Annotated in this window: 11 protein-coding genes and 1 pseudogene; 5 read left to right on the top strand and 7 right to left on the bottom strand. The window is 73.2% G+C overall.

Annotated elements, in window-relative coordinates; all coding sequences use genetic code 11:
* Positions 1–379: 379 nt before the first annotated feature.
* Positions 380–1,561: a TDT family transporter gene (locus NRK68_RS07190; RefSeq protein WP_183067660.1), complete on the bottom strand. Its 1,182-nt coding sequence runs from the start codon at positions 1,559–1,561 to the stop codon at positions 380–382.
* A 70-nt stretch (positions 1,562–1,631) separates the two neighbouring features.
* Between NRK68_RS07190 and NRK68_RS07185 the strand changes: the two genes are divergently transcribed.
* Positions 1,632–2,555 (top strand): LysR family transcriptional regulator, encoded by a 924-nt coding sequence (locus NRK68_RS07185; protein WP_046780450.1) that lies wholly within the window; start codon positions 1,632–1,634, stop codon positions 2,553–2,555.
* On the opposite strand, the pseudogene NRK68_RS07180 reads toward NRK68_RS07185, so the two are convergent.
* From NRK68_RS07180 to NRK68_RS07160, 5 genes and pseudogenes are all read right to left on the bottom strand, one after another.
* Positions 2,552–2,848 (bottom strand): annotated as a pseudogene (locus NRK68_RS07180) (thioesterase family protein); the annotation flags it as partial. The gene NRK68_RS07185 and the pseudogene NRK68_RS07180 overlap by 4 nt on opposite strands.
* A 64-nt stretch (positions 2,849–2,912) precedes the next feature.
* A complete protein-coding gene (locus NRK68_RS07175; protein WP_183067658.1) occupies positions 2,913–3,722 on the bottom strand; it encodes a hypothetical protein in 810 nt (269 codons plus the stop codon).
* A gap of 122 nt (positions 3,723–3,844) precedes the next feature.
* Positions 3,845–4,552 carry a gamma-glutamyl-gamma-aminobutyrate hydrolase family protein gene (locus NRK68_RS07170; protein ID WP_183067657.1) on the bottom strand — a complete coding sequence of 236 codons (708 nt, stop codon included), beginning with the start codon at positions 4,550–4,552 and terminating at the stop codon, positions 3,845–3,847.
* Between the two features lie 45 nt (positions 4,553–4,597).
* Complete coding sequence (eat, locus tag NRK68_RS07165; protein ID WP_220819195.1) at positions 4,598–6,076, bottom strand: ethanolamine permease; 1,479 nt, start codon at positions 6,074–6,076, stop codon at positions 4,598–4,600.
* A gap of 135 nt (positions 6,077–6,211) precedes the next feature.
* Complete coding sequence (locus NRK68_RS07160) at positions 6,212–6,958, bottom strand: FadR/GntR family transcriptional regulator (protein ID WP_257855364.1); 747 nt, start codon at positions 6,956–6,958, stop codon at positions 6,212–6,214.
* A 77-nt stretch (positions 6,959–7,035) separates the two neighbouring features.
* Here NRK68_RS07160 and NRK68_RS07155 point away from each other — a divergent pair, with 77 nt between their 5' ends.
* From NRK68_RS07155 to NRK68_RS07140, 4 genes are all read left to right on the top strand, one after another.
* Entirely contained in the window at positions 7,036–8,406 is a 1,371-nt protein-coding gene (locus NRK68_RS07155; RefSeq protein WP_257855362.1) for a glutamine synthetase family protein, read from the top strand.
* A 37-nt stretch (positions 8,407–8,443) separates the two neighbouring features.
* On the top strand, positions 8,444–9,823 hold the full coding sequence (locus NRK68_RS07150) for an aldehyde dehydrogenase family protein (RefSeq protein WP_183067654.1): 1,380 nt from the start codon (positions 8,444–8,446) through the stop codon (positions 9,821–9,823).
* A gap of 5 nt (positions 9,824–9,828) precedes the next feature.
* Entirely contained in the window at positions 9,829–10,620 is a 792-nt protein-coding gene (locus NRK68_RS07145; RefSeq protein WP_031150387.1) for a 3-oxoacyl-ACP reductase, read from the top strand.
* Between the two features lie 177 nt (positions 10,621–10,797).
* The gene (locus NRK68_RS07140) at positions 10,798–12,093 is read left to right on the top strand and encodes a haloacid dehalogenase-like hydrolase (protein WP_257855361.1); all 1,296 of its coding nucleotides are present in this window, start codon (positions 10,798–10,800) and stop codon (positions 12,091–12,093) included.
* Here NRK68_RS07140 and NRK68_RS07135 read toward each other — a convergent pair.
* On the bottom strand, positions 12,090–13,292 hold the full coding sequence (locus tag NRK68_RS07135) for an amino acid deaminase/aldolase (protein WP_257855360.1): 1,203 nt from the start codon (positions 13,290–13,292) through the stop codon (positions 12,090–12,092). The two genes, NRK68_RS07140 and NRK68_RS07135, sit on opposite strands and share 4 nt — an antisense overlap.
* Between the last annotated feature and the right edge of the window lie 1,210 nt (positions 13,293–14,502).

Here is a 14,502-nt window from a genome sequence, read left to right as displayed (position 1 = left end):
TCGCGCCTCGTCCTGCGGGGACACTCCGCCGTGTCCCCGCCCCACGGCACGGCTCCGCCTGGGCAACACCATGGTTCCCGGAGCCGGCTCGCGCTGCTGGAGGGGGGACGGGCAGGGGTGTCCCCGCAGGACGAGGCGCGACCAGAGCCGCCTGGCCGGGCCAAGGCAGCACGCGCCGAGCCGAGGAGATACCCCTGCCCGGCACCCCGACCGACCCGGACCGTGCCCGTACCCCGGTCCAGCCGCGCACTCAGGCCTGACCGGACCGCCGAGCAGCCCCGCAGGGGTCCGGCGCACCCCGACCGACCCGGACCGTGCCCGTACCCCGGTCCAGCCGCGCACTCCGGCCTGACCGGACCGCCGAGCAACCCCGCAGGGGTCACGCACCGCGCCGGTACCCCGGCTCAGCCGAGCACTCCGACCTGACCAGACCGCCGGGCGGCCCCGTAGGGAGGAGGCGGCCCGTCAGGAGGCCTCGGAGGGTGTGGAGGGTGGCCAGGAGCCAGGCGGTCAGGAGGGCGAGGAAGAGGGCCGCGGCGAGCCAGGCGAGGGCGGTGAGGCCGGTGTGGCGGGCCAGGCCGGCGGCGCCGGTGACGCACGTGCCGACGGGGAAGGTCAGCGCCCACCAGGTCATCGCGAAGCCCATGCCCTCCCGGGCCGCCCGGACCAGCAGGCACACGGCGAGCGCCAGCCACAGCAGGGCGAAGCCCATCACGGGCACCCCGTAGACGACCGCGAAGGCGCCGAGCGCGCCGGCATAGGGGGCGCCGATCGCCTGGGGGGCCATGTCGGCGAGCTGGTTCACGGCGGTGGTGGACTGCCCGAGCGGGCCGAGGACGAGGAACAGGGTCGGGGTCAGGGCCAGGGGCAGCGGGCCGGCCACGATCAGCCGGCCGAGGATCAGGGGGAGCATCAGCAGGGTGGCGAGCAGGCTGATCCCGAACATGGCGTAGCAGGCCAGCAGCATGGCCTCGCGGGGCTGGCCGGGGGACAGGTGGGGTATCAGCAGCGGGCCGAGGGCGGCGGAGACCATGGGGGCGACGAGGGGCAGCAGCCACACGGGGGTGGCCTGCCGGGGGTCGACCTTGTGGCGCACCACCATCAGGTACGGCACGGCCACGGCCGCGACCAGGCCGATCGCGGTGCCCGCGGTGAACAGCACGGCGTCCACGGCCACGGCGGCGCCGGTGCCGATGAGGTCCTTGCCGACGACGAGGGTGCCGCCGCCGACGGCCAGCAGCGCCATCGGCAGGCAGCCGTAGAACGGGGCGACGGCGGGGTCGAGCAGGTGGGCGCGGGCCTGGTCGCGGTGGTGGAGCCAGTGCCCGGCGCGGGCGGTGAGCAGGACGGCGAGGGCGACGGCGGACAGCGCCCAGACGAGCCGGCAGGCCACGCGCTGGCCGGGGAGCTGGTACGGGAGGGTCGCGCCGGCGGTGGCGACGATCGCGGTGCCCATGACGGAGGCGTACCAGTTGGGGCCGAGGTGTCGCAGCGCCGGTGCCTTGTGGGCGGTGGGTGCGGGTTCGGTGAGGGTGCGGGGTCGCACGAGGGTGGTGGCCATGGGTCCAGCGTCATGCCGGGGTGGGCCGAACGGCAGGGATCATCTGTCTATAAGGCCATAAACTGATGTTATGGGTGAGGAGAACTTGGTTCCGCTGGCGCACCGCGTACCGGACCTGGGGGCGCTGGAGCTGCTGCTGGCGGTGGCCCGGGTCGGGAGTCTGAGCGGGGCCGCCCGGCGGCTGGGCATCACCCAGCCCGCGGCGAGCAGCCGGATCCGGGCGATGGAGACCCGGCTCGGTGTGGCGCTGGTGGACCGGTCCCCGCGGGGGTCGACGCTGACGGCCGAGGGGGCGCTGGTCACCGACTGGGCCCGGCGGGTGGTGGAGGCTGCGGAGGCCTTCGACGCGGGGGCGCAGGCGCTGCGGGGGCGGCGGGACTCGCGGCTGCGGGTGGCGGCCAGTATGACCATCGCCGAGTACCTGATGCCGGGGTGGCTGATCGCGCTGCGCGGGCAGCGGCCGGACACGGCGGTGTCGCTGCACGCGGGTAATTCGGCGGTGGTCGTGCAGCGGGTGCTCACGCACGAGGCCGACCTGGGCTTCGTGGAGGGGCTGTCGGTGCCCGAGGGGCTGGACTCGGCGGTGATCGCGCAGGACCGGCTGGTCGTGGCGGTGGCGCCGGTCCATCCGTGGGCACGGCGTTCGCGGGGGGTGGAGGCGGCGGAGCTGGCCGCGACGCCGCTGATCCTGCGGGAGCGGGGGTCGGGCACGCGCCAGGTGCTGGACGCGGCGCTGGCCGGGCACGGCGGGCTGGCCGCGCCGCTGCTGGAGCTGGCGTCGACGACGGCGGTGAAGGCGGCCGCGCTGGGCGGCGCGGGGCCGTGCGTGCTGTCGGAGCTGGCGGTGGTGGACGAGCTGGCGGCGCGCCGTCTGGTGGAGGTGCCGGTGACGGGCGCCGAGCTGGGCCGGGCCCTGCGGGCGGTCTGGCCGGCGGGCGCCCGCCCGGCGGGCCCGGCCCGGGACCTGCTGTCCCTGACCCGCGGGACCCCCTAGGAGAGCGGGCGGACCGTGAGGATCTGTTCGGCGTGGCCGACCGGGCCGTCGAGGTCGTGCAGGACGCTGCTGGTGAGCCCCTGCCCCGACGGGCCGAAGGTGACGGTGGTGTCCAGGCCGGTCCAGGGGCCGCGCGGCTGCCGGTGCAGATGGATGGTCAGGTCGAGGTTCGGGAACATCCACGCGGTGGGGTCCTGCTGGACCGCGACGCCGTTCGCGGTGTCCACGAGCGCGAGATACGAGGCGAGGGCGACCACTTCACCCTGCGGCCCCTCACGGGCCGGGGCTCGGAGCGCCTGACGCTCCGCTCGGTCGTCTTCAGCCGCTGACGGGTGGGAGGGGGGCGGGAGCCCGCCGTCAGGCGGGTTCCTGATCGGCCCGGGACTGGAGGGTTTTCGTCAGGAGCGAGCCCACGACGATCAACGCGGCTCCCAGCCACCACATGTTGTCGAAGATCAGGACGGCGATGCCGACCGGTACGAGCGTGCCCGCCAGCGGCACCAGAAACCCCGCCCACGGCGTGGGCTCGGGAGGCAGGCCGGCGGCCTCGCGGACCGCCCGGGCGCGGGCCACGTCCGGGTACCAGACGGTGAACTTCACCGCGGCGACGATCGCCAGGATCTGGATGATCCAGCCGGTCCACATGTTGCTCGGGTTGTGCAGGACCAGGTCCCCGTAGGCCCCCGCGGCGGCCGCCACGAGGAAGGCGATGCCCCAGGCCCCAGTGATCATGTAGTTGGTCCGCAGGAAGCCGCGGGTGTGCCAGAGCGACGGATCGACCTGCTCGCGGGCGTACTGGAGGGTGAACGGCATCCGGACCGCCATCGAGCCGAAGGCGATCACCGCCAGCGCGATGTTGGCGACTTCGCCCGCGTACGTCTCCAGCCAGTTCAGGGTGCCCTCGCTCGCCAGGGCGCCGATCACGGCCATCGCGGCGAAGAAGACGATGTCGGCCAGTTCCAGAATCTTCCAGGAACTGTCGCGATCGACCAGGTGGCTCAGCACGGTCAGGGCGACCGACACGGCCAGGGCCAGTCCGACCGCGAGTTCGAAGCGTCCCGGGCCGACCAGCAGCGAGAAGATGATCCACGGCGCCATGCCCACGACCGGGTTGTCCAGGAACCCGGCCATCGGACCGGTCGCCTTGCCATGTGCCTGTGCGCTCATCTTTTCAGCCTGCACGTCCTGGGGCCGCAGGACCATTCGTGCGGAGCGAGGGGAAGGCGGCGGGGCCGGGCGCGGGGCTCCGGCGCCGGGGAAGGTGCCGGAGCCCGGCGCCCGGCGGCCGGTCAGGCCACCGGTACCGCGCTGCGTGCCGTGGCCGCCTCGATCAGGGACGCCATCACCCGGGTGTCCTCGTCCCGCTCCGGGTGCCACTGGACGCCCAGCACCCAGCGCGCCGGGTCGGGGATCTCGATCGCCTCCACCGTGCCGTCGAGCGCGTGCGCCGAGACGACCAGGCCGCGGCCCAGGCGTTCGACCGCCTGGTGGTGGTAGGTCGGGACCTGTGCCTCCTCCGGGACCAGGTCCGCGTACCGGGTGCCCGGGACCGGGCGGACCGGGTGCCAGGACATGACGCCCGGGGTGTCGACGTGGCCGTCGATGTGCTGGATCAGCGTGCCGCCCAGGGCCACGTTCAGCGCCTGCATGCCCCTGCAGATGCCGAGTACGGGCACGTCAGCCTCCAGCGCGGCGCCGATCAGGGCCAGCTCCCACTGGTCACGGACCGTCGCGGGGGCGCCCGTACGGGGGTCGCGCGCGGCGCCGTAGTGGACCGGGTCCACGTCCGGGCCGCCCGCGACGACCAGGCCGTCCACCCTGCTCAGCACCTCCGCCGCCGCACCGGGCTCGTCCGGGGGCAGCAGTACGGCCGCGCCGCCCGCCGCCTGGACGAGTTCGTGGTACCCGGTCGGTACGAGGGACGTCGGGACGTCCCACACGCCGTAGCGGGTGGATTCCTCGACGTAGGTGGTGATGCCGATGAGCGGCCTGGGCACGTTCGATACCTCCGGAAGGGGGCGGGGACGGACGGTGACAGGGTTTCAGTCGCGGGCCAGTTCCGCCTCGGCTTCCGCGAGGGCCGCGAACTCCTCCTCGGGGGCCGAGGCCACGAGGTGGTGCCGGCTGTAGAAGGCGAAGTAGGCCAGGGCGACGGCGTACACGGCCAGCGCGATGAACGCCGCGTCCTTGTCCACCAGGAAGGTGGCGACCAGGGCCGAGAGGGCGAGGACGAAGGCCACCGAGGAGGTCAGGATGCCGCCCGGGGTGCGGTACGGGCGCTCCAGCTGCGGCTCCCGGCGGCGCAGCACGATGTGGGAGAGCGCCATCAGGGCGTAGGAGATGGTGGCGCCGAAGACCGCGATGTTGAGCATGCGGGCGCCGTTGCCGGTGGCCGCGGCCAGGGCGAAGCCGATCGCGCCGGGGATGATCAGCCCCAGGTACGGGGCCTTGCGCTTCGAGGTCAGGGACAGGAAGCGGGGCAGGTAGCCGGCGCGGGAGAGGGCGAAGAGCTGGCGGGAGCCCGCGTAGATGAGGGAGAAGAAGGAGGCGACGAGGCCGGCCAGGCCCGCGTAGTTCACGAAACGGCTCAGGGCGGTCGGGCCGCCGTCCCCCTCCAGCGCCACGACCAGCGGGTTGCCGGCCGACTTGACGGCTTCGGCGCCCTGCGCGCCGGTCGCCGCGAAGAAGGTGATCAGGGCGAGCAGGGCGAGGATGCCCATGGAGATGGCCAGGGCCTTCGGCATGGAGCGGACCGGGTCCTTGGCCTCTTCGGCCGCCAGCGGTACGCCTTCCACACCGAGGAAGAACCACATGCCGAAGGGGAAGGCGGCCCAGATGCCGAGCAGGCCCAGCGGCAGCCAGGAGTTCGAGCCGAAGGCGTCCGGGTCGACCGGGATGTCGTTCAGGCCGTCGGCGCTGAATTCGGTGAAGGCGCCCACCGCGAAGATCAGCAGCGCGGCGACGGCCACCGCGGTGACGACGAGGCTGAAGCGCAGGGCCTCGCCGACGCCCCACAGGTGCACCCCGATGAAGATCACGAAGCAGCCGAGGTAGACGGGCCAGCTGGAGGTCAGGCCGAAGAGGCCGAGGGACTCCACGTAGTCGCCGATGAAGATGACGATCGCCGCCGGGGCCAGGATGTACTCGATGAGGATGGCGGTGCCGGTGAGGAAGCCGCCCCAGGGGCCCAGTGCGCGGCGGGCGAAGCCGTAGCCGCCGCCCGCCGTCGGCAGGATGGTGGACAGTTCGGCGAGGGAGAAGACCAGGCAGGCGTACATGGCGCCCATGAGGACGGTGGCGATGGCGAGACCGCCGAAGCCGCCCTTGTCGAGGCCGACGTTCCAGCCGGAGAAGTCCCCGGAGACGACGTAGGCGACGCCGAGTCCGGTCAGCAGCAGCCAGCCGGCGCTGCCGCGGCGCAGGGTGCGGCGCTCCAGGTAGTCGTCCGGGCCGTCCCCGCCGGCGGGTGACGTGGTGGGTGCGGGCACGGCGCTCAGCCGTGCCTCGATGTCGTCGGCCATCGTGCGCTCCTGCCTCAGGGCAATGGTTGTGGGGCGTACCTTTGTCCTAGTGGAGCGGAGCGCGCAAGACCTCTGCGTAAAACAGAAGTTACGAAAACCTCTCGGACACCCCCCGGCCCGCCGTCCCCGTCCGCCTCAGGCGAGGAATCCGCGCAGCAGCGCCGCCGTGCCGCAGCAGTGCTCGCGCATGGTCTCGCGCGCCCCGGCCGCGTCCCGTTCCAGCACCGACTCCACCAGCGCGGTGTGCTGCTGCTGCGAGTGCTCCAGGTTGCGGACCAGCAGCGGTATGCAGTCGAGCAGGTCGTTGACGGTGGCCCGGACGGCCGCGTACTGGGCGGTCAGGGTGGCGGACCCGGCGAGCTCGCACAGGGTGAGGTGGAAGAGCGTGTCCTGGCGGCGGTAGTCGGCGAGCGGTGCGTCGTGGGTGGCCCCCAGCGCGGCCAGCAGCCGTTCGGTGCCCTCCTCGGTCAGCCCCTGCGAGGCGCACAGCCCGGCCGCCCCCACCTCCAGCACCTCGCGGAAGCGCAGGACGTCCTCGATGTCCACGCCCGCCACCCGCCGGCGCAGCTCCTCCTCGGTGCCGCCGGCCGGGGTGTCGGGGCGGGGGCGTACGAACGTCCCGCCGTACCGCCCGCGCCGCGCCTCCACGAGCCCCTGGTCCTGCAGCACCTTCAGGACCTCGCGCAGGGTGACCCGGCTGATTCCCATCCGCTCCGCCAGCTCGCGCTCGGGCGGCAGCCGTTCGCCGCCGGGCACCAGGCCCAGGCGGACCACCTGGAGGATCTGCTCCAGCGCCTCCTCGAACCCGTTGCCCGCCCGCACCTGGCGCAGCACCGGGTTCAGGCGCCGGGCGGCGTCGCCTTCGCTCGCCGTATCGGTCATCTCGGCTCCTCCCCTTCCCAAGCAATGGTTCTATTCAATACCTTAGGCCTCCTCGGCTCACCGAAGGAGAGAATCCCGTGGTAGACCGCAAGCCGCCGCTCGCGCCCGAGGAGCTCCGCGCCCTCGTCGCCAGCGGTGAGATCGACACAGTCGTCCTGGCCTTCCCCGACATGCAGGGGCGGCTCCAGGGCAAGCGGTTCGCCGCACAGTTCTTCCTGGACGAGGTCCTCGCGCACGGCACCGAGGGCTGCAACTACCTCCTCGCCGTCGACACCGACATGAACACCGTCGACGGCTACGAGATGTCCTCCTGGGACCGGGGCTACGGCGACTTCGCCATGCACCCCGACACCGCCACCCTGCGCCGCATCCCCTGGAACCCCGGCAGCGCCTTCATCCTGGCCGACCTGGCCTGGAACGACGGCACCCCCGTCGTGGCCGCCCCCCGGCAGATCCTGCGCCGCCAGCTGGACCGCCTCGCCGAGCACGGATACACCGCGATGGTCGGCACCGAGCTGGAGTTCATGGTCTTCCAGGACACCTACGAACAGGCCTGGAACGCCAACTACCGCGGCCTGACCCCCGCCAACCAGTACAACATCGACTACTCGGTCCTCGGGACCGGCCGCATCGAACCCCTGCTGCGCCGGATCCGCAACGAGATGCAGACCGCCGGGCTGACCGTCGAGTCGGCCAAGGGCGAGTGCAACCTCGGCCAGCACGAGATCGCCTTCCGCTACGACGAGGCGCTCACCACCTGCGACCAGCACTCCGTCTACAAGACCGGCGCCAAGGAGATCGCCGCCCAGGAAGGCGTCTCGCTCACCTTCATGGCCAAGTACGACGAGCGCGAGGGCAACTCCTGTCACATCCACCTCTCACTCACCGACACCGACGGACGCAACGTGATGGCCGGAGAGGGCCACGAGGAACACGGCATGTCCCCCGTGATGCGGCACTTCCTGGCCGGCCAGCTCGCCGCGCTGCGCGACTTCTCCCTTCTCTACGCCCCGAACGTCAACTCGTACAAGCGTTTCCGGCCGGGATCCTTCGCACCGACCGCCGTCGCCTGGGGCCTCGACAACCGCACCTGCGCCCTGCGGGTCGTCGGCCACGGCCGCTCCATGCGCTTCGAGAACCGCCTCCCCGGCGGCGACGTCAACCCCTATCTCGCCGTCGCCGGCCTGGTCGCGGCCGGGCTCTACGGCATCGAGAACCGCCTGGAACTGCCGCCGATCTGCACCGGCAACGCCTACACCGGCGACTACGCCCACGTCCCCGCCACCCTGCGCGAGGCCGCCGAACTCTGGGAGAACAGCGAGATCGCCAAGGCCGCCTTCGGCCCCGAGGTCGTCGCCCACTACCGCAACATGGCCCGCGTGGAACTGGACGCCTACGACTCCGCGGTCACCGACTGGGAGCTGCGCCGCTCCTTCGAACGCCTGTAGCCCCGCACACCACCGAACCGAAACTGTGAGGCACCACGTGTCCGATGCGAAGGCCCTTTCTCAACTGAGTGTGCTGAATCCGGCCACCGAGGAACTCGTCGCCGTCGTCCCGGCCGCCACACGGGACGACGTCGACACCGCCGTCGCCCGGGCCGCGGCGGCCCAGCGCGCCTGGGCGGCGGCCGCCCCCGCCGACCGGGCCCGCCTGCTGCGCCGCTTCGCCGCGGTCGTCGACGGGCACATCGAGGAACTGGCCCTGCTGGAGGTCCGCGAAGCCGGCCACACCATCGGCAACGCCCGCTGGGAAGCCGGCAACGTACGCGACCTCCTCGACTTCGCCGCCGGGGGAGTGGAGCGGCTCTCCGGCCGCCAGATCCCCGTCGCCGGCGGCATCGACGTCACCTTCCTCGAACCCCTCGGCGTCATCGGCGTGATCGCCCCCTGGAACTTCCCCATGCCGATCGCCGCCTGGGGCCTCGCCCCGGCACTCGCCGCCGGCAACGCCGTCATCCTCAAGCCCGCCGAGACCACCCCGCTCACCGCGCTGCGCCTCGCCGAACTCGCCCTCGAAGCCGGGATCCCCGAGCACCTCTTCCAGGTGCTCCCCGGGCGCGGGGACACCGCCGGCGACGCGCTCGTCGAACACCCCGGCGTCGCGAAGATCGTCTTCACCGGCTCCACACGCGTCGGCAAGCAGATCATGGCCAAGTGCGCCGACCGGGTGAAGCGCGTCACCCTCGAACTCGGCGGCAAGAGCCCCAACATCGTCTTCGCCGACGCCGACCTGGAGGCCGCCGCGGCCGCCGCCCCCATGGCCTTCCTCGACAACACCGGCCAGGACTGCTGCGCCCGCACCCGCATCCTCGTACAGCGCTCCGCCTACGACCGCTTCCTCGACCTCGTCGCCCCCGGCATCGCGGCCGTCGCCGTCGGCGACCCGCTCGACGAGAAGACGCAAGTAGGCCCGCTGATCTCACGGGCCCAGCTGGACCGCGTACGGTCCTTCGTCACCGACGACCTCACCACCGTGCGCGGCACCGCCCCCGAAGGCCCCGGCTTCTGGTACCCGCCGACCCTCGTCACGGACGTCGCCCCCACCGCGCCCGTCGCCGCCGAGGAGGTCTTCGGCCCCGTCGCCGTCGTCCTGCCCTTCGACGACGAGGAGGACGCCGTACGCCTGGCCAACGCCACCGAATACGGCCTCTCCGGCTCCCTGTGGACCCGCGACATCGGCCGAGCCCTGCGCGTCTCGCGCGCCGTCGCCGCCGGCAATCTGTCCGTCAACTCCCACAGCAGCGTCCGCTACTGGACCCCCTTCGGCGGCTACAAGCAGTCCGGACTCGGCCGCGAGCTCGGACCCGACGCCCTCACCGCTTTCACCGAGACCAAGAACGTCTTCATCAGCACGGAGGCCTGAACCACATGTCCGTAGAGCCCACCGAGATCATCTGCCGCCGCCTCGTCGGCCGCACCGCCGTCATCACGGGAGCCGGCAGCGGCATCGGCCTCGCCACCGCCCGCCGCCTCGCCTCCGAAGGCGCCCACGTCGTCTGCGCCGACATCGACGAGACGGCCGGCAAGGCCGCCGCCGAGGAGGTCGGAGGCCTCTTCGTCAAGGTCGACGTCACCGACAAGGAGGACGTCGACGCCCTCTTCAAGACGGCCTTCGACACCTACGGCTCCGTCGACATCGCCTTCAACAACGCGGGCATCTCGCCCCCGGACGACGACTCCATCCTCACCACCGAACTCGACGCCTGGCGCCGCGTCCAGGACGTCAACCTCACCTCCGTCTACCTCTGCTGCAAGGCCGCCCTGCCCTACATGCAGCGCCAGGGCCGCGGCTCCATCATCAACACCGCCTCCTTCGTCGCCATCATGGGCGCCGCCACCTCCCAGATCTCCTACACCGCCTCCAAGGGCGGCGTCCTGGCCATGTCCCGCGAGCTCGGCGTCCAGTTCGCCCGCGAGGGCATCCGCGTCAACGCCCTGTGCCCCGGGCCCGTCAACACCCCGCTCCTGCAGGAGCTGTTCGCCAAGGACCCCGAGCGCGCCGCCCGCCGGCTCGTGCACATCCCGCTGGGCCGGTTCGCGGAGCCCACCGAGATCGCCGCCGCCGTCGCCTTCCTCGCCAGCGACGACTCCTCCTTCATCAACGCCACCGACTTCCTCGTCGACGGCGGCATCTCCGGCGCGTACGTCACCCCCCTCTAGAGCCCTGTCGTCAGAGTCCCGCCCGGCCCGCGGTGCCGGACACCGCGGGCCCGACCGGCACCGGACACGCACCACCCCCCCCAGCTCCCCCCACCCGACAGCCGGGCGTCAGCACGACGCCCGGCTGTCGTGCTCCACCACACCCGTGACGCCTTCACCGCCAAGGAGCGCTCACCCATGTCCCCACGCGCCACCACCCGCCGCCTCCAGGCGCTCGCCGCCGCCGCGATCACCGTCGCGGCCCTCGTCGCCGTCGCACCCACCGCGGAAGCCGCACACCCCGGAGCACCCTGTACCACCCCGCAGCTGAAGACCGGCTGGTACGGCGACAACCGGGCGCGCCTCCAGCAGCTCATCGACCGCTACGGCCGCTGCACCCCGTACCGGCCCGCCCGCACCCGACCCGTCGCCGTCTTCGACTGGGACAACACCGTCGTCAAGAACGACGTCGGCGACGCCACCATGTTCTGGCTGCTCCGCAACTCCCGGATCCGCCAGCCCGCCCACGGCGACTGGAGCACCACCAGCCGCTTCCTCAGCCCCGCCGCGGCCGACGCCCTCACCGACGCGTGCGGAGCCCTCGCCCGCCCCGGCACCCCGCTGCCCACCGCAACACCCGCCGGAGCCGGCTGCGCGGACGAGATCCACGCCGTCTACGGCACCGCCGCGACCCGCACCGGAGCCGCCGCCTTCACCGGCTGGGACCGCCGCACCATGGAACCCGGATACGCCTGGCTGGCCCAGCTCATGCACGGCTGGACCGCCCGCGAGATCCGCGGCTTCGCCGCCGCCGCCCGCACCGAGAACCTTGCCGCGCCCATCGGCGCCACCCAGCAGGTCGGCACCGGCCGGGCCACCGGCTGGGTCCGCTACTACGACCAGCAGCGGGACCTGATCGACAGCCTCCGGAAGGCCGGCTTCGACGTCTGGATCAGCTCCGCCTCCCCCCAACCGGTCGTCGAGGTCTGGGCCGAGAGCGTCGGAATCGACGCAGGCCACGTCATCGGCATCCGCAACACCACGACCCGCGGCGGGGCGTACACCAGCCACCTCCAGGGCTGCGGATCCGTCGCGGACGGCGCCGACACGATGATCAACTACATCGACGGCAAACGCTGCTGGATCAACAAGGAGGTCTTCGGAGTGCGCGGCCCCGCCGCCGAGAAGATCCAGCCGGCCGCCCGCCGCCAGGTGTTCGCGGCGGGCGACTCCGACACCGACATCTCGTTCCTGCGGGACGCCACCGCCCTGCGGCTCGTCGTGAACCGGAACAAGAACGAACTGATGTGCCGGGCCTACGACAACAGCGACGGCAAGTGGATCGTGAACCCGATGTTCATCGAGCCGAAGAAACAGCGGACCAGCCCCTACCCCTGCTCCACCACCGGCTACGTCGACCACGACGGCACGGCCGGCCCGGTCCGCCGCGGCGACAGCACCGTCATCCCGGACCAGACGGACACCGTCCACTAGAGGAAGGTGCGGCCCTCACCCCGGTACGTCGGCACGCTGTCCGTGACCCGGTCGCCCTCGACGAGGTGCAGGGTGTCGAACCGTTCGCACAGCTCGCCCGCCTTGGCATGGCGGAACCAGACCCGGTCGCCGATCAGCAGATCGTCGGCCGGGCCCCCCAGCAGCGGGGTCTGCACCTCGCCGGCACCCTCCTGCGGGTCGTAGCGCAGCCCCTGCGGCAGGTACGGCACCGGCAGCCGGTCCGGCCCCGCCGCACCGGAGGCCGGATAGCCGCCGCCGAGCACCGTCACCACCCCGACACCGGGCCTGCGCACCACAGGCTGCGCGAACAGCGCCGCCGGACGCCCGCGGAACGAGGTGTAGTTGTCGAAGAGCCGCGGTACGTACAGCCCAGACCCGGCGGCGATCTCCGTCACCGCGTCCTCGGCCGCGGTCTGCTGCACGCTGCCGGTACCGCCGCCGTTGACGAACTCCAGCTCCGGTACGACGGCCCGCACGGCCGCCACCACCTCGGCCCGCCGCGCCGCCAGCTCCCTGCGGGCCGCACCCTGCATCAGCCGGATGGCCCGGGACCGCAGCGGGCGCCCCGCCAGCGCGTCCCCGACCCCGGCGACATGGCCCTCGTACGCCATCAGCCCCACCACCCGGAAGCCGGGCCGGGCGGCGACCGTACGGGCCAGCGCGGCCAGCTGTGCGGGCTCGCGCAGCGGAGAGCGGCGCGCCCCGACCCGGATCCGGCCGCCCATCAGGTGCAGGGCGGTGTCCAGTTCCAGGCAGACCCGGATCTCCTCGGCCCCGCCGTCCCGGGCCGCGTCGATCAGCTCCAGTTGCGCGGGGTCGTCCACGAGTACGGTCACGGCGCCGGCCAGCTTGGCGTCGCCGGCCAGCTCGGCGAAACCGGCCCGGTCGGCGGAGGGGTACGCGAGGAGCACGTCCTCGAACCCGGACCGGGCCAGCCACAGCGACTCGGCGAGCGTGTACGACATGATCCCGGCGAACCCGGGCCGGGCCAGCACCCGTTCCAGCAGGGCGCGGCACCGGACCGACTTGCTGGCGACCCTGACCGGCTTGCCGCCGGCCCGGCGCACGAGGTCGTCGGCGTTGGCGTCGAAGGCCTCGAGATCCACGATGGCCAGCGGCGCGTCCAGGTGCGCGGTCGCCCGGTCGTACCGGGCGCGGTCGGCGGCGGGGGAGTTCATGGGCGGCAGCTTGCCAGAGGTCTGTACCGGTGGGTAGGGGTCCCGGCATCCACCCCGAAGCTCCGCCCCGCCCCGGCCTTGCCGGGAGCCGGGAGGTCGGGTGCGGGGTCAAGGCCCTGCGGTTCCGCCCTGGTCCCCGCGCCTCAATCGCCGGCGGGGCTGAAATGCAGCCGGGCGGGGCTGAGAGGGGGGCCAGCGGCGGTGGACGGGGACTGGCGGGGCTGAGGGTGGACCGGCGGAGGCGAGATGGGGTTTGGCGGGGGCCGGGAGGTCGGGTGCGGGTCAAGGCTTGGGGCTCCGCCCCGGGCCCCGCGCCTCAAACGCCGGCGGGGCTGAAATGCAGCCGGGCGGGGCTGAGAGGGGGGCCAGCGGCGGTGGACGGGGACTGGCGGGGCTGAGGGTGGACCGGCGGAGGCGGGAAGGGGGTTGGCGGGGGCCGGGAGGTTGGGTGTGGGTCAAGGCTTGGGGCTCCGCCCCGGGCCCCGCGCCTCAGTCGCCGGCGGGGCTGAAATGCGGCTGGCGGGCTGCAAGGGAGCCGGCGGAGCTGAAAGTGGACCGGCGGAGGCGGGAAGGGGGTTGGCGGGGGCCGGGAGGTCGGGTGCGGGTCAAGGCCTGGGCTCCGCCCCGGCCTCCGCGCCTCGAACGCCAGCGGGGCTGAGAGAGAAGCGGCCGGGGCTTGAAGCGGGCCAACGGGGGATGGATGGGGGTCGGCGGGGGCTGAAAAGGGAGCAGGTAGGGGAGAACGGGTGGCTGTGGGGGCTCGCAGGGGCGGGGGTGGGGGTGGGGTGGGGTGTTGGCCGGGACGTAAAACGTGATTTGTTGGCGCGTTGGGAGCCCGTACGGGCAGGCCCGGCCGAGGCGCCATAAATCATGCAGTCCCGGACGACATCCCACCCCGGCCCCGGCACCGACCCCCCTTCCACTCCCGCCCGGCCCCGCCAAGGCCGGGCCCCGGCGCCGACCCCCGCTGCCACTCCCGCCCCCCGGCCCCGCCAAGGCCCGGCCCCGGCACCGATCCCCGCTTCCGCTCCCGCCCGGCACCGCCAAGGCCCGGCCCCGGCGCCGCCCCCCTGCCACTCCCGCCCGGCCCCGCCTCGGCAGGGCCCGGACCGGCCCCTGCGCCGAGTTCGTCCCCACCGCGCGCGGCCCCGCAAAGGCTGCGTCGGCCCTGGGCCCCGCCCCCGCCCCGCAAAGGCTGCGTCGGCCCGGG

This window comes from Streptomyces yangpuensis (assembly GCF_024666385.1).
Taxonomy (GTDB): Bacteria; Actinomycetota; Actinomycetes; order Streptomycetales; family Streptomycetaceae; genus Streptomyces; species Streptomyces yangpuensis.
This window is presented reverse-complemented; position numbering and strand designations above follow the sequence as displayed.